This window comes from Streptomyces sp. S.PB5 (genome assembly GCF_030403745.1).
Taxonomy (GTDB): domain Bacteria; phylum Actinomycetota; class Actinomycetes; order Streptomycetales; family Streptomycetaceae; genus Streptomyces.
Genome location: NZ_JAQMWP010000004.1, coordinates 422,018 through 445,168 on the forward strand (window position 1 = coordinate 422,018; position 23,151 = coordinate 445,168).

Annotated in this window: 17 protein-coding genes and 2 pseudogenes; 8 read left to right on the plus strand and 11 right to left on the minus strand. The window is 70.5% G+C overall.

Going from position 1 to position 23,151, the window contains the following annotated elements; all coding sequences use genetic code 11:
• Together PH203_RS13435 and PH203_RS13440 are read left to right on the plus strand one after the other, a co-directional pair.
• On the plus strand, nucleotides 1-420 hold the full coding sequence (locus tag PH203_RS13435) for a hypothetical protein (RefSeq protein WP_289920224.1): 420 nt from the start codon (nucleotides 1-3) through the stop codon (nucleotides 418-420).
• On the plus strand, nucleotides 417-2,597 hold the full coding sequence (locus PH203_RS13440) for a tetratricopeptide repeat protein (RefSeq protein WP_289920118.1): 2,181 nt from the start codon (nucleotides 417-419) through the stop codon (nucleotides 2,595-2,597). The genes PH203_RS13435 and PH203_RS13440 overlap by 4 nt, the downstream gene beginning before the upstream one ends.
• Here the strand turns inward: PH203_RS13440 and PH203_RS13445 are convergent, their stop codons facing one another.
• The 7 genes from PH203_RS13445 to PH203_RS13475 all read right to left on the minus strand — a co-directional run bounded on the left by PH203_RS13445 (nucleotide 2,598) and on the right by PH203_RS13475 (nucleotide 10,664).
• Nucleotides 2,598-3,983, minus strand: a complete 1,386-nt coding sequence (locus PH203_RS13445; RefSeq protein WP_289920119.1) for an amino acid permease — start codon at nucleotides 3,981-3,983, stop codon at nucleotides 2,598-2,600. It abuts the gene before it with no gap.
• Nucleotides 3,984-4,138: 155 nt separating this feature from the next.
• Nucleotides 4,139-5,029 (minus strand): TauD/TfdA family dioxygenase, encoded by an 891-nt coding sequence (locus PH203_RS13450; RefSeq protein ID WP_289920120.1) that lies wholly within the window; start codon nucleotides 5,027-5,029, stop codon nucleotides 4,139-4,141.
• Between the two features lie 29 nt (nucleotides 5,030-5,058).
• Entirely contained in the window at nucleotides 5,059-6,402 is a 1,344-nt protein-coding gene (locus tag PH203_RS13455) for an LLM class flavin-dependent oxidoreductase (protein ID WP_289920121.1), read from the minus strand.
• Nucleotides 6,403-6,549: 147 nt separating this feature from the next.
• Nucleotides 6,550-7,275 carry an ABC transporter ATP-binding protein gene (locus tag PH203_RS13460; protein ID WP_289920122.1) on the minus strand — a complete coding sequence of 242 codons (726 nt, stop codon included), beginning with the start codon at nucleotides 7,273-7,275 and terminating at the stop codon, nucleotides 6,550-6,552.
• Entirely contained in the window at nucleotides 7,251-8,102 is an 852-nt protein-coding gene (locus tag PH203_RS13465) for an ABC transporter permease (protein ID WP_289920123.1), read from the minus strand. Before PH203_RS13465 ends, PH203_RS13460 begins: the two co-directional genes overlap by 25 nt.
• Nucleotides 8,099-9,166: an ABC transporter substrate-binding protein gene (locus PH203_RS13470; RefSeq protein WP_289920124.1), complete on the minus strand. Its 1,068-nt coding sequence runs from the start codon at nucleotides 9,164-9,166 to the stop codon at nucleotides 8,099-8,101. The genes PH203_RS13465 and PH203_RS13470 overlap by 4 nt, the downstream gene beginning before the upstream one ends.
• A 181-nt stretch (nucleotides 9,167-9,347) precedes the next feature.
• Nucleotides 9,348-10,664, minus strand: coding sequence for an ROK family protein (locus tag PH203_RS13475; RefSeq protein ID WP_289920125.1), 1,317 nt, complete (start codon nucleotides 10,662-10,664; stop codon nucleotides 9,348-9,350).
• Between the two features lie 426 nt (nucleotides 10,665-11,090).
• Here PH203_RS13475 and PH203_RS13480 point away from each other — a divergent pair, with 426 nt between their 5' ends.
• Entirely contained in the window at nucleotides 11,091-11,669 is a 579-nt protein-coding gene (locus tag PH203_RS13480) for a biotin transporter BioY (protein ID WP_289920126.1), read from the plus strand.
• Here the strand turns inward: PH203_RS13480 and PH203_RS13485 are convergent.
• Both PH203_RS13485 and PH203_RS13490 read right to left on the minus strand, forming a co-directional pair.
• A pseudogene (locus PH203_RS13485) lies at nucleotides 11,659-12,808 on the minus strand (FAD-binding protein). The gene PH203_RS13480 and the pseudogene PH203_RS13485 sit on opposite strands and share 11 nt — an antisense overlap.
• Before the next feature lie 119 nt (nucleotides 12,809-12,927).
• Nucleotides 12,928-13,653, minus strand: a complete 726-nt coding sequence (locus PH203_RS13490) for a hypothetical protein (RefSeq protein ID WP_289920225.1) — start codon at nucleotides 13,651-13,653, stop codon at nucleotides 12,928-12,930.
• 249 nt (nucleotides 13,654-13,902) lie between these two features.
• On the opposite strand from PH203_RS13490, the pseudogene PH203_RS13495 reads away from it, so the two are divergent.
• Nucleotides 13,903-14,652: pseudogene (locus tag PH203_RS13495) on the plus strand (serine/threonine-protein kinase); the annotation flags it as partial.
• A 1,728-nt stretch (nucleotides 14,653-16,380) separates the two neighbouring features.
• Nucleotides 16,381-17,130, plus strand: a complete 750-nt coding sequence (locus PH203_RS13500) for a hypothetical protein (protein WP_289920234.1) — start codon at nucleotides 16,381-16,383, stop codon at nucleotides 17,128-17,130.
• A gap of 94 nt (nucleotides 17,131-17,224) precedes the next feature.
• Here the strand turns inward: PH203_RS13500 and PH203_RS13505 are convergent, their stop codons facing one another.
• Nucleotides 17,225-18,640: an amino acid permease gene (locus PH203_RS13505; protein ID WP_289920127.1), complete on the minus strand. Its 1,416-nt coding sequence runs from the start codon at nucleotides 18,638-18,640 to the stop codon at nucleotides 17,225-17,227.
• A 183-nt stretch (nucleotides 18,641-18,823) separates the two neighbouring features.
• Here PH203_RS13505 and PH203_RS13510 point away from each other — a divergent pair, with 183 nt between their 5' ends.
• A complete protein-coding gene (locus PH203_RS13510) occupies nucleotides 18,824-19,309 on the plus strand; it encodes a ribose-5-phosphate isomerase (protein ID WP_289920128.1) in 486 nt (161 codons plus the stop codon).
• Between the two features lie 298 nt (nucleotides 19,310-19,607).
• On the plus strand, nucleotides 19,608-20,417 hold the full coding sequence (locus PH203_RS13515; protein ID WP_289920129.1) for a DNA-formamidopyrimidine glycosylase family protein: 810 nt from the start codon (nucleotides 19,608-19,610) through the stop codon (nucleotides 20,415-20,417).
• Nucleotides 20,418-20,493: 76 nt separating this feature from the next.
• Here PH203_RS13515 and PH203_RS13520 read toward each other — a convergent pair whose 3' ends face one another.
• Nucleotides 20,494-21,735 carry a GNAT family N-acetyltransferase gene (locus tag PH203_RS13520; RefSeq protein WP_289920130.1) on the minus strand — a complete coding sequence of 414 codons (1,242 nt, stop codon included), beginning with the start codon at nucleotides 21,733-21,735 and terminating at the stop codon, nucleotides 20,494-20,496.
• A gap of 162 nt (nucleotides 21,736-21,897) precedes the next feature.
• On the opposite strand from PH203_RS13520, the gene PH203_RS13525 reads away from it, so the two are divergent.
• On the plus strand, nucleotides 21,898-23,079 hold the full coding sequence (locus PH203_RS13525) for a PP2C family protein-serine/threonine phosphatase (RefSeq protein WP_289920131.1): 1,182 nt from the start codon (nucleotides 21,898-21,900) through the stop codon (nucleotides 23,077-23,079).
• Nucleotides 23,080-23,151 lie beyond the last annotated feature (72 nt).

Genomic DNA, 23,151 nt, shown 5'->3' on the forward strand with positions numbered 1-23,151 from the left:
ATGGGGCCCGAGATCGCCGAACTCGCCAGAACGGCCGGTACGACGATGGTGACGCTGATGGCCGGCCAGGCCTGGGAGTCGGCCCGGGAGGGCCTGGTCTCCCTCTGGCAGCGCTTCCAGCCCGAACGCGCGGAAGCCGTCGGCGGCGAACTGGAGGCCGCCCGCGAGGACCTACTGCTCGCCCAGCGGTCGGGCGACACCGACACCGAGGCCGAACTGACCGCGGAGTGGCAGGCGAGGGTGCGGCGGCTGCTGGTCGCGCGTCCCGAGGTCGCCGACGAACTGCGGCGCATCCTGGCCGAGTTGGAGCCACGGCTCCCGGAGGAGCGCCCTTCGGCGGAGGTCCGGCTGCGCGCCGAGGTCTCCGGGAGCGGCCGGGTCTACCAGGCCGGCCGCGATCAGCACATCACCGAGCGATGAACGAACTCGGGGCCCGGGCGTCGGGGCAGGGGCGGATCTTCCAGACGTCCGGTGATCAGTACATCCAGGAACACCATCACCATTACGACGCGGGCGCGGCCCCGCTCTTCGAGACCGGCCCGGAAGTGCGGCCGGCGGCCCCGACCGGCCCGGACACCGTACGCGTACCGCTGGTCGGCCGCCCGCCGGGCATCCTGCGCAACCGCGAGCAACTGCGCGGGGTGCTGAGCGCGGTCCTGGCCGGGCCCGGCGGTACGGCCCATGTCGTGCACGGGATGGGCGGCTGCGGCAAGACCGCGCTGGCGCACTGGCTGTTCACCGAGGCGGTACGGGCACACGGGCGGGTCGGCTTCTGGGTGAACGCGTCCGAGCGGATGTCGTTGCGGGCGGGGATGCTGGCGGTGGCAGGGGACCGTGGCGCGGAACCCGGAGAGCTGGCCGCCGCGGCGGCGGGCCGGCGCGCCGCCGCCGACCTGGTCTGGCACCACCTCGACCACTCCGCCGAGCCCTGGCTTCTGGTGCTCGACAACGCCGACGACCCCTCGGTCCTGGCGGACGGCGCCTGGTTGCGCACCAGCCCGCGGGGCACGGTCCTGGTCACCACGCGGCACGCCACGTCCCCGCTGTGGCAGACGCCGGGAGTGGCGCGGCACGCGCTCGGCGTGCTGCCGCTGGAGGAGGCCGCCCAGGTCTTGTGCGACCTGGCGCCGGACGCCGGGGACCTGGACTCGGCGCGCAAGGTGGCCGCCCGCCTCGGCAGACTGCCACTCGCACTCACCCTCGCGGGATCTCACCTCGCCCACCAGCTCCTGGAGTCGTGGACGATGGACGAATACGACCGCAAGCTCGGCGAGGAGTCGACGGCGATCGTCGACCGGGGCGCCAGTGGCTACGGGGGCAGCCAGTCGCGTCATCTCGTGAGCCGGACCTGGCAGTTGTCGCTGGACGCGCTGGCCGGACAGGGACTGCCGGAGGCGACGACACTGCTGCGCCTGCTGTCGCTGCTGGCGGCGGACCCGGTGCCGCTCGCTGTTCTGGCCCCGCTGGCTCGCGGCGAGGTCACGGTCGACGGACTCCAACCTCCGCTGGCGGCAGGGAAGTTGGAGCCCGCCCTGCGGGGCCTGCTCGATCACTCGCTGGCCGAGCTGGTCGAGACGGACGGGACGCGGTGCGTACGGGCCCACGGCGTGCTGCTGGACAGTGTGGCGGCCGGGGTGCCCGCCGGACAGCGACCGGTGCTCACGGAGGCCGCGGCCCATCTGCTGGCCGCCGCACTGCCGGAGCGGGGCGCCGAGTCGCCCGAGGCGCGCGGCCGCCTCGCACTTCTGGCACCTCACGCTTCGGCGCTGCTCCTGGCAGCCCCCGGTGAACAGGCGGCACGGCTCGCGACGCGCGTCGCCCAGCAGGTGTTCGAGTCAGGTGACTACTCGGGCGCCATGGAACTCGCACCGGCGGTCGCCGGCCGGGTCGAAGCACTCCTGGGCGTGCGGCACCCGGTGGCTCTGGAGGCACGGGACATCGAGGCCGGGGCACTGTTCCGGATGGGGCGTTACGCGGAGTCCGAGGCACTGCACCGGCGTGTCCTGGGCCGCCGCGAACTCATCCTGGGGCCCGATCACCCGGACACGCTGCGCAGTTGTGTCGGGCTGCACCAGCCGCTCGATCTGCTCGACCGGGACGAGGAGGCCGAACGCCTGCTCCGCCGGGCTCTTGAAGGGCAGCGCCGGGTGCTGGGGGCGGAGTCTCACGAAACCCTGCTCACCGGGGCCTGTCTGATCGAGGTGCTGTGCCAGCTGGGCGATGAGCGGGAGTTCGACGCCGAGAGCCGAGCGATCATCGCGGCGTGCGAGGGCGCGCTGCCGTCGGACCATCTCACGGCCTTGGCGGCGTTTCACGCCTATGCCATGGGCCTGCACCACCTGGGCCGGCACGAGGAAGCGGAGCCCGTGGCCCGGCAGGTGCTGGCCGACCGGACCCGTCTCCAAGGCCGCGACCACCCCCTCACGTTGACGGCCCTCTATCTCACCGCCGACATCGTCCACGACCTGGGAAGGGGTGACGAAGCCCTGCCCCTGCTCGAGGAAGTCGTCGAACGCCGCGAACGGGTGCTCGGCACCGAGCACCCGTTCACCGTGGAAGTACGTGAACTGCTTGCCGTCTGGCAGGCCGAAGCCTGATCAGCCCCTGGCCGCCCGCGCTCGCTGCCACGCGTACCCCACGCCCGCCAGCACCACCGTCATCCCGCCCGTGAAGTACAGCTGCACCCGGGTGTCAGGCTCCCAGGCCATCAGCCCGAAGATCCCCACCATCCCCGCGATCGCCACCCACGTCAGCACCGGGAACGCCCACATCCGCACGGCCGGCTTCTCCGGCGCCTCGCGCTCCAGCCGCCCCCGCAGCCGCAGCTGCGAGACGGCGATGAAGCCCCAGACCACCAGGATCACCCCGCCGATCATGTTGAGCAGCCACGAGAAGACGTCGTCCGGGCGCCAGTAGCTCAGCACCACGCACACGAACCCGAAGACCGACGAGGCCAGGACGGCGATCCGCGGCACCCCGCCCGACACACGGCCCAGCGCCTTGGGGCCCTGGCCCCGGGCGACGAGGGAGTAGGCGATGCGCGAGGAGCCGTAGATGTTGGCGTTCATCGCGCTCAGCAGCGCCACCAGCACGACCACGTTCATCAGCTGACCCGCGCCGGGGATGCCGAGGGAGTCCAGGGCGGCGACGTACGGGCCCTTCTCCATGACCGCCGCCGAGTCCCACGGGACCAGGGTCACGATGACCGCCATCGAGCCGATGTAGAAGAGCGCGATGCGCCACATCGCGGTACGGACCGCGACCGCGACCCCCTTCACCGGGTTCTCCGACTCCGCCGCCGCGATGGTGACCGTCTCCAGACCGCCGTACGCGAAGACGGAGGCGAGGACGCCGATGACGAGCCCCTCGCTGCCGTTGGGGAGGAAGTCGGTGAGGTGCGACGTGCCGGGGGACTCCGTACCCGGCAGGACCCCGGCGATCGCCAGCACGCCCAGCACCAGGAACAGGCCGATCGCACCCACCTTCAGCGCCGCGAACCAGAACTCGAACTCGCCGAAGTTCTTCACCGCGGCCAGGTTCGTCGCGCAGAAGACGACCATGAAGAGGGCGACCCACGCCCACTCCGGCGTCCCCGGCAGCCAGCCCGTCACGATCTTCGCCGCGCCGATGCCCTCCAGGCCCACGGCCGTGCAGAGCAGGATCCAGAAGGACCACCCGGCGGTGAAGCCCGCCCAGGGGCCGATGGCCCGCTCCGCGTGCGCGGAGAACGAACCCGACGACGGATACGCCGCCGACATCTCACCCAGCATCCGCATCACCAGCATCACAAGGAGACCGGAGAGGGCGTACGCGACGACGATGGACGGACCGGCGGCGGCGATGCCCGCGCCGGATCCGACGAACAGACCCGCGCCGATGACACCGCCCAGGGCGATCATCGACAGGTGGCGCTGCTTGAGACCGTGGGACAGGGTCCCGGAGGCGTCCGACGTTTGTGGGGGTGTGACGGTGGTGCTGGGCATGGGCGCGGCTCGTCCAATGCGTGAGATGGGCAAAAACGCCCACAGTCTGGGCAGCCTCTCCGCTCACAGGGAGAGACTGCCCACTATCCGGACACGTCCGGCACGGACGGTGACCGGACCACCACGCCCGTGAACTACGTGGCCACGCTCGTGTACTACTCGGCCACGCTCGTGTAGTGCGAGGCGTCGCCCTCCACCGACCAGCTCTGCTTGCCCTCGACGCCGACCGGGACGTCACCGGCGACGGTCACCCGGTGCAGCCGGCGCGGCTGACGGTCGTAGTTGTCGACGGCGTAGTGCTGGGTGATGCGGTTGTCGAAGAGCACGAGCTGATTCTCGGACCAGCGGTGGCGCAGGATGTGCTCGGGCCTGACCACGTACGACTGGAGCAGGTCGAGCAGGGTGCGGGACTCGGCGACCGACAGCCCCACGATCCGCTGCGCGAACCCGCCGATGAACAGCCCGCGTTCGCCGGTCAGCGGGTGGACGCGGACGACGGGGTGCGCGGTCCGGTACTTGATCGAGGTGAACTGGGCGCGCTGGGCGGCCCGTTCCTCGTCGATGTCCTCCGCCGGGACCGCGTAGTCGTAGTCGTTGGTGTGCTCGGCCCACAGCGTGTCGGCCAGCTGCCGCAGCGGATCCGGCAGACTCCGGTACGCGGCCGCCGAGTTGGCGATCAGGGTCTCGCCGCCGTACGACGGGATGGTGATGCTGCGCAGGGTGCTGGCCTGCGGCGGGTTGAGGACGAAGGTGACGTCCGTGTGCCAGTGGCTGGCGCTGCCCTGCTCGCTGTCGACGGGCAGCACATTCGCGGCGCCCTCGACGGCGGGCACGGTCGGATGGGCGGTGGTGAGCTCGCCGAAGTGGCGGGCGAAGGCCTGCTGGCCCTCGTCGTCCACGTGCACGTCGTCGAAGACGAGCGCCTTGTGGACGTTGAGCGCCTCGCGGACGGCGGCGACCGTCTCCTCGTCGAGGGGCTTGGAGATGTCGACACCGGAGACGCGGGCGCCGATGTGGGCGGTGACCTTGGTGATCTCGATGCTCATGGGATGTCCTCTCAGACAGGTCAGGCAGGTCAGACGAGTTGGTCGACGGCGGCTGTGTACTGGTTGGCGGGGCGGGGGAGGCCGTAGCGCTCCCGCAGGGTGGTCCGGCGCGGGCCGTACTCCTCGCGGAGCAGTCCGCGGGCGCGGAGCAGCGGAACGACGTGGTCGACGAAGAGTTCGAGGCCGGACGGCAGCACGGCCGGCATGATGTTGAACCCGTCGGCGGCACCGAGCGTGAACCACCGCTCGATCTCGTCGGCGACCTGCTCGGGCGTCCCCGCGAACGTGAGGTGCCCGCGCCCGCCGCCGAGCCGCCCGATGAGCTGCCGTACGGTGAGCCGTTCGCGGCGGGCGAGTTCGACGACGAGGGTGTAGCGGCTCTTCGCGCCCTCGATGGCGTCCTCGGAGGGCAGATCGGCGGGCAACTCGGCATCCAACTCAAGGCTGCCTGAGGGCAGTTGGAGGAGCCGCTCCAGATTGGCCACCCCGTGCGTGTGCACGATGTGATCCTCCAGAAGCTGTTCCGCCGCCCGCGCCTCCGCCTCCGTCGACCCGATCACGGGCACGATCCCGGGCAGCACCTTGATGTGCTCGGGATCCCGGCCGGCGTGCCGCGCACGGGCCTTGAGGTCGGAGTAGAACTCCTGGGCGTCCTTGAGAGTCTGCTGCGCGGTGAACACGGCCTCCGCGTACCGCGCCGCGAACCGCTTGCCGTCCTCACTCGACCCGGCCTGCACGAGCAGGGGATAACCCTGGGGAGAGCGGGGCACGTTGAGGGCGCCCTCGACACTGAAGTACGTCCCTTGATGCCGGGGCGGATGAATCTTGGCGTCATCCCCCCAGACACCGGCGTCCTTGTCCCCGACGATCGCGTCGTCCTCCCAGCTGTCCCAGAGCTTGAGAGCGACGTCCACGAACTCGGCGGCACGGGCGTACCGCTCGGCATGCGCGGGTTCGGCATCGAGCCCGAAGTTCCGCGCCGCCTCCGCCCCGGCGGTGGTGACGATGTTCCAGCCGGCCCGGCCCCGGCTGATGATGTCGAGGGAGGCGAACTTCCGGGCCAGGTTGTAGGGCGAGTTGTACGACGTCGACGCGGTGGCGATGAGCCCGATGTGCTCGGTCGCCGTGGCCAGTGCGGTGAGAAGAGTGAGCGGTTCCAGCGCCCCTGCGGGCCGTTGAGCGACGTTGCCCCACAGCTGGGGCCCGTCGGCGAGAAACAGCGAGTCGAAGGTGCCGCGCTCGGCGGTTCTGGCGAGCCGCACGTAGTGCCCGAGCTCGACATGAGCATGGGGGTCACTCTCGGGCAGCCGCCAGGAGGCTTCGTGGTGCCCGGTGTTCATGAGGAAGGCGTTGAGGTGGAGTTGGCGGGGCATGCGGGGTTCCTTTGTGTGGGTCTTTGCTTTTCAGCCCGTCTGGGGGCGGCAGCCCCCAGGGACGGGACGGGACGGGACGGGTAGGGGCGGCGGGGGCGAGGCAACCTCACGGTCACCCCCCCGTCCCCGGTCACCCCCCGTCCCCGATCACCCCCCGTCCCCGGTCACCCCCAACGCCCCCAGCAACCGCTCCCGGTACTCCCCGAGCAACGGATCCCGATACGACCGCGGATGATCCCGCTCGATCGCCAGATCGAGCCCGACCCGCCCGTCCTCCAGCACCAGCACCCGGTCCGCCAGCACGATCGCCTCGTCCACGTCATGCGTGACCAGCAGCACCGACGGCCGATGCCGCTCCCACAACTCCCGCAGCAGCGCATGCATCCTGATCCGGGTCAGCGCATCCAGCGCCCCGAACGGCTCATCGGCCAGCAGCAACTCCGGCTCCCGCACCAGCGACCGGGCCAGCGCAGCCCGCTGCGCCTCACCCCCGGACAGCTCGTTCGGCCAGGCCCGCTCCCGCCCCTTGAGCCCCACCTCCTCCAGAGCGGCCCGCCCCGCAGCCACCCCGTCGGTCCCCAGCAGTACGTTGTCCAGCACCCGCCGCCACGGCAGCAGCCGGGAGTCCTGGAACACCACCGACACCCGCTCAGGAGCGCTGAGCTGCCCGCTCCCGGCCACCTCGTGATCCAGCCCCGCGATGGCCCGCAGCAACGTGCTCTTCCCGGACCCGCTGTGCCCGAGCAGCGCCACGAACTGCCCGGCGGGAATGTCCAGATCGACCCCGTCGAGGACGACCCGCCCGTCGAACGACCGGGTGAGCCCCCGCAGTTGTACGGCCGGCCGGGTCAGCTGCTCAGTGTGCGGCGCCATGACAGCACCCTCCGTTCGATGAGACGGACCGTGCTGTCGGAAGCGAGGCCGAACACCCCGTACACGACGAGCCCGACGAGAATGACGTCGGACTGGCCGTAGTTCTGGGCCTGGAACATCATGTAGCCGAGCCCGCTGGTGGCATTGATCTGTTCGAGCACGACCAGCCCGAGCCAGGAGCCGGTGACACCGAGCCGGAGTCCCACGAAGAATCCGGGCAACGCACCGGGGATCACGATCTGCCGGATGAACTGGAACCGGTTCAGCCCCTGCACCTCGGCGAGTTCGACGAACCGGCTGTCGATCCCGGACAGCGCGGCATGGGTGTTGAGGTAGATCGGGATGTAGACGACGATCGCGATGATGGCGACCTTGAACGTCTCCCCGATCCCCAGCCAGAGAATGAACAACGGGATCAGACCCAGCGTCGGAATCGCCCGGTTGAGATTCACCGACCCGTCGATGAGCGCCTCCCCGACCCGGCTGAGCCCGGCCGCCAGCGCCAGCGCGACCCCGGCGACGAGCCCGATCGCGAACCCGGAGGCGGCCCGTTGCAGCGAGGTCAGGATGTCCCCGACGAGCGTCCCGTCCGTCCACAGATGCGCACCGGTCTCCACGACCGTCCAGGGCGCCGGGATCGCCGCCGGGTCCAGCCGCCCCGTGGCGGAGGCGGCCGCCCACAGGGCGAGGAGCAGCAGGGGCCCGATGAGCCGGGTGGCGGGGAGCCGACGGCCGGGGGAGAGACCCCGCCGCCTGCGCCGTACAGCCCGCGAGGTCTCCGAGACGGCCGGTGCCGTCGCCGCTGTGGTCGTCGTCGCCGCGCTCACTTCCGGTACTCCTCTGCTACGGACTTCGCGGCGATGGACTCGAAGCGGTGGTCGAAGAGCGAGGACACGTCGAACTTCTTCACGAACCCGCCCTCCGCGAGCAGATCCGCGGTCTCCTGCTCCCACTGGACCGCCTCGCCCCAACTCGGCGGGAACAGCGGCTTGTTGGCGAGCCTCGTGATCCCCTGCGCCTGCGCGAGGGTCAGGTTCTGCGTCTTGACGTAGAACTCCTCGTTCCAGACATCGGGGTTCTCGTACGTCCACACCTGGCCCTTGGCCCAGAAGGGGATGTACGCGGCGACCGCGGCCGCCTTCGCCTCGTCGCCCAGCACGCTGACCGGCGCCCACAGCAGATTGAGCAGGTCGACGACGTCCGTGGTGATGACCCGGGCGCCCTTGGCCTCGTACTGCGAGAGATAGGCGGGCGACTGGGTGTTGCCGAGCGGGGCGATGTCCACCTGGCCCGACTGGAGGGCGGTGAGGAACTGGTTGCTGGTCAGCGGGACCAGCTTCACCTCGTCGTACGCGAGGCCCGCCTTCTTCAACGCCCGCAGCAGCACGACCCCTTGGGCCTGGCCCTGCGAGAACGCCAGCTTCCTGCCCCGGAAGTCCTCGACCGTGCGGATGTCGCTGCCGGGCTTGGTGGCGAAGACGTAGTTGGGCTTGCGGGTGATGTTGATCGCGACGATCTTCGCGTCGAATCCCTGGTAGTGCGCCTGGATCGGCGGAATACCCGCGTTGTTGGCGAGGTCGAGGGACTTGGCGCGGAAGGCGTTGATGACATCGGGCCCGGCGCCGATGTTCACCCAGCTGGAGACCTCGAACGGCAGCCTGCCCAACTTCGCGAGCTTGAACTGGAGTTGCTGGGTGCCGGAGAAGGAGGCGACCTTCAGACTCGTACCGGCCGGGACCTTGTCGGCGAGCGGGGCGGTCGAGGCGCCCTTGCCGCCGGTGGCGGCGCTGGACTCGGCGCAGCCGCTGAGACCGGCGACGCCGGCCGCGGCGCCCACGAGAGAGGTCAGGAAAAGACGCCGGTCTATGCCGGACGTACGCGAAAAGGGCATGGGAGGACTCCAACTGAATTGGTGCATGAGAAGACGTGGAGAAGTAATTTCACGCGGCAGAAATGAGCAGGTCACACGGGGCGACGTGTCAGCAACAGAAGGCGCGACAGTGCAGGTGAGGGCTCATGAAAACGATGCTCCCGGTGGGGTGGAACCCCTGTCAACATTCGGAGTTTCTGAATTAAGTCCGCTCAGGTGACACGGTCAGCGGATCCCGGTAAAGCACGTCCAGCGCCACCGCACCGCCCGCCACCGCGAGCACGGAATCCGGGAAACTCGTCGGGATCACGGAGTCCGCCCGCCCGGCGCCGACCTCCTCCCGCAGCGCGGAGAGGCAGTCCTCCCGGTGCAGGGCGCCGACCTCGGTGACGACGACGACCTCCGGGTTGAGGATGTCGAGCAGCAGCCCGGCCGCCCGCCCGGTCATCCGCGACCGCTCCACCAGCAGCCGCACGGCCTCCGGATCACCGTCGGCCGCCGTCCGCACGAGATGCATCGGGTTGACGCCCGCGATGACCCCGGCCGCCCGCGCCCGCCGGCACAGCGTGCGCTCGCTCAACTCGGCCTGGAGGCAGCCCACTCGCCCGCACCCGCAGCTCTCCGTGCCGCCCCCGAGCGGCAGATGCGCGATCGCCCCGGCCTGCGAACGCGGCCCGTGATGCACCTCGTCGTTGGTGGCGAACGCCGCGTCGACCACGTTCCCCACGAACAGATGCAGCACGCTCCGACTCCCCCGCGCCCCCCCAAACAACCGCTCCGCGTTGACCAACGCCCGCGCATGCCCATCCACATAAACCGGCAGCCCGCCGCACGTCCCAGCGCTGATTGGCAGATCTGTTCCGCCCTTGGTCCGCAAAAGCCCAGGTCGCCGGGGGCGGGTCTGGAACAGATCTGCCAATCTCTCCCTGATCAATTCCCGCACCGGGACGTTTTGCCAGCCCAGGAGTGGGTGTTCGACGACTGTGCCGGCCTTCTGGTCCACCCAGCCTCCGGCCGCGAAGCCGACGCCGAGCGGTCGGCACTCCGGCGTCGCGTCGAGCAGCGCGCCCAGCCCTTCGGCGGCCCGCGCCAGCACCCGGCCCGGATCGACGGCCCCTTCGTGCTTGAGCTCCCGCGAGGCCACCACCCGCCCCCGCAGATCGAGCAGCGCGACCGTGGTGTGGGGCACCGCCACGTGGACGCCGCCCACGACGAAACGCGAGGAATCCAGGTCGACCGGCAAGTGTGGCCGGCCCACACCGTTGGACCGCCGCGGCACGGCGGCCTCCCGGATCAGCCCCAGCCGTGCGAACCGGGCGCAGTAGTCGGTCACCGAGGCGGGGGAGAGCCCGGTCAGCCGGGCGATCGTGGAACGCGCCACAGGGCCGTGCTCCAGCACGGACCGCAGCACGACACTGGCGCTCGTCCGCCGCCGGTCGGCAACGGAGGCACGGGTGATGGGGGAGGCAAGGGCGGTGGGTATGGCGGTGGGCAAGGCGGTGGGTATGGCTGTGGGCATGGCGATCATCCTCGGGAGCGGTCCGACACTGCGCCGTCTCGGAAGGGAGAGGCACGCCGGAGCAGGCCTCACCCGGGACGGCGACAGGCGGCCGCGCCCACGCGTCGCAGGTCGACATGGCGACGCGACGTGAGATCCAGGGCCTGGGCAACCATGGCTCGAAGGGTAGGGGCAGCGAACGAATCCGGCCAGAGTGCATCGCCCCATTTGGTGGGACCCTACAGACGCCGTTCACACTCGACACGTGAGTGAAACGTCCCGGCCTCAGTGACCGGTCTCACCCCGTACCGGGTGTAACCCACACCCTTTGTATGGAGACCACCAAGCCGCAGCTCCAGCCTTTGTGGACCGCTGACGGTGATCGGCGCGCGGCGCCCGGGATAGCGTCGCGATGTCCTTCCCCGCCCTCACCCCCGCGGAGTCCCCATGAGCACCGCCGTCGCCCCCGTAACCCGCCCCGGCCAGGTCCTCGCCGACCTGCTCCCGGCCTCCCGCGTCCGGGACGCCGCGCTCGTGCTCGGCGGTGCCGCGCTCACCGGCCTCGCCGCCCAGATCGCGGTGCCCGTGCCGGGCTCCCCGGTGCCGGTGACCGGCCAGACCTTCGCGGCGCTGCTCGTCGGCACGACCCTGGGCGCAGGCCGCGGCTTCGCCTCCCTCGCCGTGTACGCGCTCGCCGGACTCGCCGGTGTCCCGTGGTTCGCGCAGGGCGCCTCCGGTGTCTCCGTCTCCTTCGGCTACATCCTCGGCATGATGCTTGCCACCCTCGCCGTGGGCGCCCTGGCCCGCCGCGGCGCCGACCGCTCGATGCCGCGCATGGCGGGCACGATGCTCCTCGGCGAGGCGATCATCTACGCCGTCGGCGTCCCGTACCTCGCCTTCGCCGCCGACATGTCCGCCTCCGCCGCCATCGCGGCCGGCCTCACCCCGTTCCTGATCGGCGACGCCCTCAAGGCGGCCCTGGCGATGGGCCTGCTGCCCACCACCTGGAAGCTCGTCAACCGCTGAACCCGCCGCTGAACCCGCTGACGTGGTCGGGGAAGAGGCTCGCCGGGGCGTACACCGACTTCAACCCGGCGAGCCTCCTGCGCGTCTCGTCGTCGTACAGCCCCGCGCTCCGATCCCCGGCCCCGAAAGCGAAGTTGACCGCCCGTCCCAGCGTGACGGGCGCGAGCACCGCGAAGGCCGGATCAAGGACCCCCCGCGCCTTCTCCCGTTCCCCCGTGGCCAACAGCCGCACCAGGAAACGCCCTTCACGCCATGGCACGGAGTTCACGGCGGCCACGGCGAGCGCCCCACCGAGATGATTGACCTGTACGACGACCATGGTGCCGGTGCCGGTGCCGGTGCCGGTGCCGGTGCCGATGCCCGGTCCGCCGCAGGACCTCGGTGCCCATGTCCGCATCGAGGTCGCTCAGCACCGCACTGTCCCCGTGGTAGGCGTGCGGAGAGGCCGGGTCGCTGTGAATGGCGTGGCTCTCGGTGTACGGCATCTCCCGCAGCGAGTCGGCCAGCACCGGCCCGATCTCCCGCAGCGGGCCGACGAGTCGCTCCCCGCCCTCGCCCGCGGGCGACGCGTACGGAGATGACGTACCGCCCTCGTAGCTGCGGCGGCAGAGCCGGCAGGCCCGGATACGGTACGGCGGCGAAGGACGAGGTCAGTCCGTCCGGTACGGTCCGCGTCCACGCCTCGTACGCCCGCAGTACCGCCGCCGGATCGACCTGACGCCCGTCGAAGGCGAGCGGGCCGTCGTACAGCGTCCGCACCGGTACGAGGCCGATCTCCAACTCGGTGACGATGCCGAGACCGTGTCCGCCGCCGAGGGGACCCCGGTACAGGCCGGGTTCGGACTCCCGCGTCACTTGGCGGCGCCGACGGTCACCCGGTCCATGCCCTTGGCCGAGACGAGTACGCCGCCGTCGACGGGCCCAGGCCGGCCATGACCGGTGGCCTGGACGGCGACCGGCAGCCGCTCGGCCGCAGCATGCCGTACGGCGGCGACGGTGTCGTCGGCGGGACGGGCGACGACGAGGTGGGCGGGATGCACGGCGAACCCGGTCTGGAACCCGACGAGTTCCTCGGCGGGAAGGCTGCCGGTGGGGTGGCCCGTGTGCCTGTCGGTGGGGTGGCCCGTGTGGCTGTTCATGCACGGCATGCTGGAGGCATAACCTGACAGCTTCCGTCAGGTTATGCCTCCGTGGTGTCACCGCGCGTATGTCACTGCGCGTATGTCACCGCGCGTCGTGTGTCAGCGCACGTTGCATGTCACTGCGTGCGGACCTCCTGCCGCGGTCGCCGGGCGGACCACCACAGCCCCGCCGCACCGGCCGCCAGCAGTGCCGCGCCCGCCGCTCCCGCCGGGAGCAGGTCACGGACGGGACCGGTCTTGGGCAGCTCGTCGCCGCCCGGTGCCACCGGCTGGTTGTCGGTGCCGAGGAGCAGCGGGGTGGCCGGGGCGTTCGGCGACGGGTTCGTCGTACCGAACGGAACCGGGCCCTGTTGCCAGAACGTCTTCTTTCCGTCGCCGGTCTGCACCGGCAGACAGATCTTTCCGGTCTTTCCGAGATCGAATGACGCGTCCACGGCGTACGACTTCGACTTACCGGCCGCAAGATTGTCGATCGGGCAGGAGAAGCCGCTGTTCGATCCCTCCGGCAGATCACTTTCGGCAATCGAGGAGCAGCCTTGAACGTTGTTGACCGTGAGGCCGTCGAAGCCGACGACCAAAAGCCTGATCTCTCCGCTGTCCTTGGTCCCCTCGTTCTTCACCGTGGCGGTGAGGTCGGTCTTTTCGGAACTGTTGTCGACCGAGATCTGTTCGGGCAGCAGCGTGGTCAGCTTCACTCCCGCCGGCGCCTCGTCAACGGCCTTTCCCCCCTTGCTGCTTCCGGGTCCCTCTTCCGCGCTCGCGGTTGCGGAAAGGATCATCACGGCCGAAAAAGAAGCCGTGACCAGCGATCCAGCGATGGTCGTCATACGACGAGAACTCATGTTCGTCCCCCTTGGCTGCGCCTGAATTCGCAGTACTTGAAGAGCTACCACAAGATTTCTCCGCACTATGCTGGTACGGCGCGAAGTGTGACCATTGTGTTGAAGTAGGCGTTGACCGGTGCGTGGTTGAGGGGGTGCAACGGATTGCCGGGGAACATGGGAAACGCGGGAAACACGAGGAGTGGCGGGGCTCCCGGGATATTGGTGACGGGACGTTATCGCCTGGTCGAAAGCATTGGCCAGGGCGGAATGGGCCGGGTGTGGCGGGCGGCCGACGAGATGCTCGATCGCGAGGTCGCCGTCAAGGAGATGCGCATCGACGGTCTCGACGCGGAGGACGCGCGCACCCGCCGGGAACGCACGCTGCGCGAGGCCCGGGCGACGGCCAGGATCGACCACCCCAATGTCGTACGGATCTACGACGTCGTCGACGAGGGCGAACGCCTGTGGATCGTCATGGAGTTGGTCGCCGGCCGCTCCCTGGAACGCATGATGGTCGAGGACGGCCCGCTCGGTCCCGTCGCGACGGCCCGTATCGGCATCGGACTGGTCACGGCACTGCGGCAGGTGCACGCACGCGGCGTCCTGCACCGCGACATCAAACCGGGCAACGTCCTGGTCGAGCGCAACGGCCACCGCGTGGTCCTGACGGACTTCGGCATCGCTGCGATCCAGGACGCGAAGGCGCTCACCATGGTCGGCATGCTGGTCGGGTCCCCCGACTACATGGCCCCGGAGCGGATCTCCGGCCGCCCGCAAGGCCCCCCGTCCGACATCTGGTCCCTCGGCGCGACGCTCTGCGCGGCCCTGGGCGGCCGCTCCCCGTTCTCCCGCGACACCACGCTGGCCACCCTCCACGCCGTTCTGTACGAGGAGCCCGAACTCCCATCCACAGCAGGCCCCCTGACCGACATCCTGGCAGCCCTCCTGGAGAAGAACCCGGACGTCCGCCCACACCTCGACGACCTGGAAACCGCCCTTCACCCGCTGGCCTTCCCCACGCCCACACCGACGGTGTCGGTAAGTGGGGGAGAACACCGGGAGCCGCCGGGGGCGGGGGGAGACCGTCGAGAGCCGGGAGAGGCGGAAGAACGCCGGGAGCCGGGAGAGGCGGGAGAGCGCCGGGCGCCGGGAGAGGGAGGAGAGCACCCGAACCCGGGTTCGACGCCGGGGCCGCGGGAAGGACGCCGTGACCTCGAACGGACGCCGGGGGCGGGGGAATCGACGCCGGGCGCCGGGGGAGCGGGGCAGGGGCCCGAGGGAGCGGCGGCCCCGCCGGGGTTTGGGGCGGTGGTGGCCCCGAGGCCTGACGGGGTGGTAGCTCCGAGGCCCGGGGGAGCGGTGGCTCCCAGGCCTGCGGCAGAGGTGGCTCCCAGGCCTGCGGCAGAGGTGGCTCCGAGGCCCGAGGAAGCGGTAGCTCCCATGCCTGGAGCAGAAGTGGCTCCGAGGTCTGAGGCGGCGGTAGCCGGCGCCGACCCGTCGGCGTGGGCGGCGGACCTAAGCCGAGAGCGGGCGGCGGAGCCGGAGACCCGCCCGGATCCCGACGCACCGGAGTACTTGGCCGAGGCCGGGCCGGAAGGCGGAGCCGGGCCGGGGCACGGGTCGGTACCTGGGCTTGACCGCGAGGATCAGGTTGGAGCGGGGCCTGGGCACGTGGCCGGTGCTGGACCGGAGTACTCGGCCGGGGTCGCATCAGAGCATGGGCCCGAGCCGGGGCAGCCGGAGGGTGGGGCCGGGTCTGAGATGGGCCGCGTGGCCTATGCCCAACCTCGGCAACCGGCTGGAGCCGGGCCGGAGCATGGAGCGGGGCCTGGGTACGTGGCCGGTGCCGGAGCGGAGTACGCGGCCGGGGCCGGACCAGAACATGGGTCCGGGCCGGGGCAGCCGGCGCATGGGCCCGAGTCCGAGCCGGGGCACATGGCCGGACCCGGGCCGGAACCCGTGGGTCTTCATTACGCGCCGGAGTCGACAGGCGGGCCTGGTCCGACGGAATCGACGCATGGGGCCGATCCGGCGGATTCGGCCCGCGGGTCTGCCGGACCGGAGTCGGCGGGACGGATTGCCGTGCCGGAGCCCGAACCGGCGCAAGGGCTCGCGACCGGGAGTGAAGCGGCCGCTGGCACCACGGCCGAGGCAGGAACCGAAACCGACCCCGAGCCCCCGACGCCCTCCGTGTCCAGCTCGCGGCCTTCGACGCCCTCCGCGTCCGACAGGCATCCCGCGGCGCCTTCCGCGTCCGGCCCGCAGCCTCCGACGCCCTCCACGCCTGACCCGCGGCCCGCGACGCCCTCCACGCCCGCCCCACAGCCCCCGGTGCCCGACCGCGCGACCCCCCAACTCCCTTGGTCCCCCCGGGAATCACCCACCCCCGCCTACCTGGACGCCTCCCAGGTCCCCACCACCCGTGACCCCAGGCGGTCGGAACCGTACTCCCCACCGGACCCCGAAGCCGTACAGGACGCGATCCCGCAACAGCGCACGGAACCCGCGGAGACGCAACGTCCCGCAACCGGCGCGGACTTCCCCGCCTCGGTTTCCTTCCGTACGCCCCCGCCCGGCGGCCCCGTCAACCTCGACCGCCCCACACCCGCACCCACCCCCACCCATACGCCGGCACCACCCCCTACCCCCACTTCCACACCCACCCTCAGCCCCTCCAACGCCTCCACCGAAGCGGCCTCCTCCACCAGTTCAGAGGTCCGTTCCGAAACTCCCGTCGGCAGCCCCGTGGGAGCCGGACCCCGGCCGGGCGGCGTATCGCTGGTCCGGTCCGAGGCGCCGACCCAGCGGCGGCCCATGCCGGAGTCGCACTCCGGGACGCCGCCCGGCGAGTTCCCGGGCCCCGCCCGGCCAGGCGACCCGCGGCGCCGCCGTCGCCGTACCGGACTGATCGCCGCCGCGGCCACGGTCGCCGCCGGGGCGATCGTTGCGGTCGTGCTGCTGGTGAACTCCGGTTCGCCCGGAGGGAAGGAGGCGGGAGGCTCGTCCTCCCCGTCGGTCAAGATCTCCCAGGTCCCGCTGCCCACCGTCGAGGGCACGGCCCGCCCGCAGACCCTGCCGCCGGGCGCGCACCGGGAGGCGGGCGGGTTCGCATGGGCGACGCCGAAGGACTGGCGCAGGGACGTGAAGACGGGCGCGGAGGTCCACTACACGTCCCCCGACGGCAAACAGGAACTCGTGGCGAAGTCCTCCCTGGCCCGCGGCGACCTCATGCAGACCTGGCAGACCTCGGAGCAGAACGCCCACCAGGGCCAGGACTACGTGAAGATCCGCCTGGAGGAGACGAAGTTCCGCGACTATCCCGCGGTCGTCTGGGAGTACACGTTCACCATGAAGGGCACCAAGTGGCACGCCCGTCTGCTGGGCTTCAACGCGGACGGCAAGTCGTACCAGATCAACACCTGGTACCAGCCGGACATCGAGAAGCAGGCGGTGAAGACGTACGAGAAGGTGACGGACAGCTTCACGATCCTGTGAGGTCAGAGGTCAGAGGGCATGAGAAAGGGGCCCTGGGAAAGCGAAGCGAATTCCCAGGGCCCCTCTGATCTGCGGACTCGGCGTTCCGCGACTCTCAGCCGACCTTGATGTTCTCGTCGCGGACCTCGACGGAGACGGCGGCCCGTCCGCGACCGTACTTCTCCTTCAGGAAGGCGATCGCGAGCACGACCGCCGCGACGAGAACCGACAACAGCACGGTCGTACGACCACTGCTCGCACCCTTGGTGTCGGTCAGCATGTAGACCAGCACGAACACGATCAGCGCGGCCGTGGCCCAGGTGAGGTACGGGTACAGCCACATCCTCACGACCAGCTTCTCCGGCGACTCGGCCTGGATGATCTTCCGCATCCGCAGCTGCGAGAAGCAGATCACCAGCCAGACGAACAGGGCGACCGCACCGGAGGAGTTGACGAGGAAGAGGAAGATCGTGTCGGGGGAGAGGTAGTTGAAGAAGACCGCCACGAACCCGAAGACGACCGAGGCGAGGATCGCGGTCATCGGCACACCACGGCTGTTGGTCTTCGCGAACGCCTTCGGCGCGTCACCCCGCTCCCCGAGCGAGAACGCCATCCGGGAGGCGGTGTAGAGCCCGGAGTTGAGGCAGGACAGCACCGAGGTCAGCACGATGAAGTTCATGATCTGACCGGCGTGCGCGATGCCGAGGGAGTCGAGCGCGGCGACGTAGGAGCCGTCCTTCTTGATGGACGGGTCGTTCCACGGCAGCAGCGCGACCACGACGAAGATCGAGCCGAGGTAGAAGACGCCGACGCGCCAGATGATGCTGTTGGTCGCCTTGGTGACGGCCCGCTGCGGGTCCTCGGACTCACCGGCGGCCAGGGTGGCGATCTCGCTGCCCATGAAGGAGAAGACGACGAGCAGGACGCCGGTGAGGATCGCGCCGGGGCCGTTGGGCAGGAAGCCGCCGTGGTCGGTGAGGTTGCCGAGTCCGGCCTTCTCGGAGTCGACGCCGGGCAGGACGCCGAAGACGGCGAGCCCGCCGATGACGATGAACGCGGCGATCGCGACGACCTTGATACCGGCGAACCAGAACTCGAACTCCCCGTACGACCCGACGGAGACGAGGTTGGTGGCGGTCAGCACGACCATCACGATGAGCGCCCAGGCCCATTGCGGCACGGCCGGCACCCAGCCCTCCAGGATCACCGCCCCGGCGGTCGCCTCGACTGCCAGCACGACGACCCAGAAGAACCAGTAGAGCCAGCCGATGGAGAACCCGGCCCAGCGGCCGAGCGCCCGGTCGGCGTGCGCGGAGAACGAACCGGAGGTGGGGTTGGCCGCGGACATCTCACCGAGCATCCGCATGACGAGCACCACGAGCGTGCCGACGAGCGCGTACGACAGGAGGATGCCGGGTCCTGCGGTGGCGATACCCGAGCTGGAGCCGACGAACAGTCCGGCGCCGATGACACCGCCGATGGCGATCATGGAGAGGTGGCGGTTCTTGAGTCCGGCCTGGAGACCAGTCATACGGGGAGTTCCTTTGTGCCGGGTGTGGGGGACCGACTCAATGAATCAGAGGCAAATAAAGAATTGAACCTTCGAATCCAGATTGTTACTTGAGGTTTTCTTGAGCTTGCATGGTCGGTCCGACATTTTTCCTGGTCGACACCCGAGGCTGCTGCCCCGAAACAGTCATGTCACACTCATCCCATGCGCGTGTATCTCGGCTCCGACCATGCGGGCTTCGAACTCAAGAACCACCTCGTCGACTGGCTGAAGGCGGCCGGCCACGACCCGGTCGACTGCGGTCCCCACATCTACGACGCCCAGGACGACTACCCGCCGTTCTGCCTCCGCGCCGCGGAGCGGACGGCTGCGGACCCCGACGCCCTCGGCATCGTCATCGGCGGCTCCGGCAACGGCGAGCAGATCGCCGCGAACAAGGTCAAGGGCGTCCGCGCGGCGCTGGCCTGGAGCGAGGAGACGGCGTCGCTGGGTCGCCAGCACAACAACGCGAACGTCGTCGCGGTCGGCGCCCGCATGCACACGCAGGACGAGGCCACGAAGTTCGTGGAGACCTTCCTCTCCACCCCGTTCTCCGGCGACGACCGCCACATCCGCCGCATCGACATGCTGGCGGACTACGAGACCACGGGCGACCTGCCCCCGATCCCGGCCCATCACCCGCAGCAGTAGGCGGCGGAGGACGGGGGCGCGGCTCCGGGCTGAACTCCTGAACGCCGGTCCAGGTATCTCAGCCTGTCTCGGGGTGCCCCCTCTGGGGGAGTTTGAGGACGAGGCCCTTCGGGCCGATCGGGGTCTGGGGCGGAGTCCCAGCGGGGTCCAGGGGCAGAGCCCCTGGGCGGGGTCGAAGGGGCGGCAGCCCCTGGGGACGGGACGGGTAGGGGCGGCGGGGGCGAGGAAATCCGCGCCGCACGCCACGGGCAAACCCGCACGGACGAACCCGCACGCCACAGACAAAAGAGGAGCCACCGTGCCTGAGGGGCACACGATCCACCGCCTGGCCAAGGACTACGCCGCAGCCTTCCTCGGCACAAAACCCCACCTCACCAGCCCCCAGGGCAAGTTCACCGACGCCACGGACCTTCTCACCGGCGCGGAACTCACCCACACCGAGGCCCACGGCAAACACCTCTTCCTCGGCTTCCGCGACACCGACTGGATCCACATCCACCTCGGCCTCTTCGGCAAGGTCGACTTCGGCCCCGCCCCCGCACCCCCGCCCACCGACACGGTCCGCCTCCGCCTGGCGAACCCCACCGCGTACGTGGACCTCCGCGGCCCCACGACCTGCGCCCTGATCACCCCCGCCGAGAAGCAGGCGATACACGACCGCCTCGGCCCCGACCCCCTCCGCGAGGACGCCACCCCGGAGACCGCGTACAAGAGGATCTCCCGCAGCCGTACGACGATCGCCGCGCTGCTCATGGACCAGAAGGTCATCGCGGGAGTGGGCAACGTCTACCGGGCAGAAGTCCTCTTCCGCCACCAGATCGACCCGTACCGCACGGGAAACACGATCACGCCCGCCGAATGGGCCGCGATCTGGCAGGACCTCGTCGACCTCATGCACGAGGGCGTGAAGAACAACCGCATCGACACCGTCCGCCCCGAGCACACCCCGGAGGCGATGGGCCGCCCGCCCCGCGTCGACGACCACGGCGGCGAGGTGTACGTCTACCGCAGGGCCAACCTCCCCTGCCACATCTGTGGCGGCGAGATCCGCACCGCCGACCTCGCCGCCCGCAACCTCTTCTGGTGCCCGACCTGTCAGAAATCCTGAGGACGAACCAGCGGAACCGGAACCGGAAGCATGGGAACCGGAACCACGGGAACGGGAACCGCGGGAACCGACCCCGTCAGAACCCGTGCGGCAACCACGGCGCGACAGTCGACGAGAACCCCAACGCCGCCTCCGCCAACGCCCCCCGCCGAACCTCCCGCACCCGCCCGGCCGCCCCCAGCGCGGCAAGGCTCACCCCACCGAGATAGGCGGCCCCCAACTCCCGTACGGACAGGGCGAGATCCGCCGCATCGTTGGTCCGCTCGCAGGACGCCCCCTTCGCATCCCCCGTGAGCCGCCACCGCCCGGCGTTCCACGGACAGAACTCGTCCGTCACCTCCAGCACCACATCCACCGGCGCCTGATAGGTCCGCGCCTCCAGCGCGGCCCCCACATCCACCAGCCGAACATGCAACGAGTCCCGCACCCGCAGCGAACACCGCCGGATGTCGGACACGAGGTGCTGGATCGCGTCGTCCACCGGCCGCATCCGCGTCACCAGCGTCGACGTCAGATCGATGTCGAACAGGAACCGCCAGAGCGCCGCGTACGCCGCCGGATCGAGCGCCTCCAGGTCGCGCAGCAGCACCTTGCCCTGCGCCCCGGTGTGCTCCCAGTGCGGCTTCACGGCGAACCGCGTGTACCCCACGATCTCCCCGTCCCGCTCGGCGACGACGCACTGCAGCGCCGACGCCCCGTCGCGCTCGCCCTCCGGATCGAGCAGCATCAGCCGCTCCCAGCCGGGCGTCCGCGCCAGCATCCCCGGCCGCGACGGCACCAACCGCGCGTACACGTCCTCACACGCGCCCAGCACCTCGGCGGGCTTGGCGTACCGCAGCCGGACGTCATCCGTCCCCGGCGGCACGGACAGCCGCGTCTGCTGCGTATCGATCTCGCCGGTCACATGGTACGTACCTATGCCGTACCCGAACCGTCCGTAGATGACCGGTTCGGAGGCGGTGAGGACGGCCAGCGGCCACCCCCACTCCCGTACGTCGTCCAACTGCCGCCGCATCATCGCCGTGAGGACACCGCGGCGACGGTGAGTGGCGGCCACACTGACCATCGTCACGCCGGCGGCCCGTACCGAGGCGCCGCCGGGTACGGTCAGCCGGAAGCTGAAGGCCCCCGCACTGCCGACGCACACATCCCCGTCCCACGCGCCGATCGCACGGTCGGTCTCGGTGAGCGAGTCCCACAGCTCCCGCTCCTCCGAGGACTCCGCGACCCCGCCGAAGGCTCGGATCAGATTGTCGTACCACTCGTCCCAGTCGTCCTGCCGCAGCACCCGCAGGTCGGTCGCCCACTCAGAAGCCATGGACCATGCCTACCAGGGCATTGCGGGACGAGCCAGGGAATTTCTCCTTGGCGGCGGCACGGCGGCTTCTTGTGAAGTTCACTGTGAAGTTGAACCTCGGACGGGGGACAAGTGGGACCTCCCGTGCCAAGCAGCTGGTCCGATGGATAGGGTCCCGAACTAATGGCAGCAGGACGAGAGCGGCGCGCGGAAGCCGAGACGTTCACGGCCCGGTTGAAGATGCAGTGGCACCGGGCCCGCACAGGGCTGCGCAGAAGCGCCGTGGACTACTTCCGCGGGGACGGCTCGGACTGGGTCGCACTGGCCGGTCTGCTCCTCACCGTGCCGGTGATCGCCGCGACCACCCTCGCCAACTCCGTCTGGTGCTCCCCGGCCGCGCTGGTCCTCCCGATCGTCGCGGGCGGCCTGCTGCTCCGCCCGGCGAGCCTGCTGGGCCTGTACGCGGCGGCGGCGACGGCACTGATCGTGGAGTCGGTGCAGCTGGGCCCGTACACGGAGGGCCCGTCCCGAGTGACCCCGGGCATCGTGCTGGTCGTGGCGGCCTGCGGCTTCTTCGGCCTGCTCATCGCCCAGTTCCGCAGCCGGGTCGGCGTACCGTGGCGGCGCGGCGGCACCATGCTCTTCGACCTGCGCGAACGCATCCGGGTCCAGAGCAAGCTCCCCAAACTCCCCCCGTCCTGGCACCGCGAGATGGCCCTGCGCCCCGCGGGCGGCCAGTCCTTCTCCGGCGACTTCGTGGTGGCGGCCCGCACCAACGGCGGCCGCACGCTGGAGGTGGTCCTGACGGACGTCTCGGGCAAGGGCATGGACGCGGGCAGCAGGGCCCTCCTCCTCTCGGGAGCCTTCGGCGGCCTCCTGGGCAGCCTCCCCCCGCACGCCTTCCTCCCCGCGGCGAACGGCTACCTGCTTCGCCAGGACTGGGACGAGGGTTTCGCCACATCGATCCACCTCGTCCTGGACCTGGACTCGGGCGACTACGAGCTCTACTCCGCCGGCCACCCCCCGGGCCTGCAGCTCAGCGCGGGCAGCGGCCGCTGGGAGGAGAAGGCCGCCGAGGGCCCCCTCCTGGGCGTGTACGACGGCGCCCAGTTCGACCCGGTCAAGGGCTCCCTCCGCCCGGGCGACGTCCTGATGCTCTTCACGGACGGCCTGGTGGAAACCTCGGACCGGGACATCGTCGAGGGCATCGACCGCCTCACCGGCGAAGCCGACCGCTACGTGGCCGGCGGCTTCCACGGCGCGGCCTGGCACCTGATCGAGGCAGTGGCCAAGGACGTCAACGACGACAGAGCCCTCCTCCTGATCTGCCGAGAGGGCCCCACAGCCCAGGCAGCGAACCTCTGACGCCTTCAGCCCGTCTGGGGGTGCCCCCTCTGGGGGAGTTTGAGGACGAGGCCCTTTAAAGGGGCGGCGGGG

Coding starts and splice junctions, on each gene's coding strand:
- PH203_RS13510 (WP_289920128.1), top strand. CDS start 18,824: ATGCGCGTGTATCTCGGCTCCGACCATGCGGGCTTCGAACTCAAGAAC.
- PH203_RS13475 (WP_289920125.1), bottom strand. CDS start 10,664: ATGCCCACAGCCATACCCACCGCCTTGCCCACCGCCATACCCACCGCC.
- PH203_RS13490 (WP_289920225.1), bottom strand. CDS start 13,653: ATGAGTTCTCGTCGTATGACGACCATCGCTGGATCGCTGGTCACGGCT.
- PH203_RS13445 (WP_289920119.1), bottom strand. CDS start 3,983: ATGCCCAGCACCACCGTCACACCCCCACAAACGTCGGACGCCTCCGGG.
- PH203_RS13450 (WP_289920120.1), bottom strand. CDS start 5,029: ATGAGCATCGAGATCACCAAGGTCACCGCCCACATCGGCGCCCGCGTC.
- PH203_RS13470 (WP_289920124.1), bottom strand. CDS start 9,166: ATGCCCTTTTCGCGTACGTCCGGCATAGACCGGCGTCTTTTCCTGACC.
- PH203_RS13435 (WP_289920224.1), top strand. CDS start 1: ATGGGGCCCGAGATCGCCGAACTCGCCAGAACGGCCGGTACGACGATG.
- PH203_RS13460 (WP_289920122.1), bottom strand. CDS start 7,275: ATGGCGCCGCACACTGAGCAGCTGACCCGGCCGGCCGTACAACTGCGG.
- PH203_RS13505 (WP_289920127.1), bottom strand. CDS start 18,640: ATGACTGGTCTCCAGGCCGGACTCAAGAACCGCCACCTCTCCATGATC.
- PH203_RS13440 (WP_289920118.1), top strand. CDS start 417: ATGAACGAACTCGGGGCCCGGGCGTCGGGGCAGGGGCGGATCTTCCAG.
- PH203_RS13480 (WP_289920126.1), top strand. CDS start 11,091: ATGAGCACCGCCGTCGCCCCCGTAACCCGCCCCGGCCAGGTCCTCGCC.
- PH203_RS13525 (WP_289920131.1), top strand. CDS start 21,898: ATGGCAGCAGGACGAGAGCGGCGCGCGGAAGCCGAGACGTTCACGGCC.
- PH203_RS13520 (WP_289920130.1), bottom strand. CDS start 21,735: ATGGCTTCTGAGTGGGCGACCGACCTGCGGGTGCTGCGGCAGGACGAC.
- PH203_RS13455 (WP_289920121.1), bottom strand. CDS start 6,402: ATGCCCCGCCAACTCCACCTCAACGCCTTCCTCATGAACACCGGGCAC.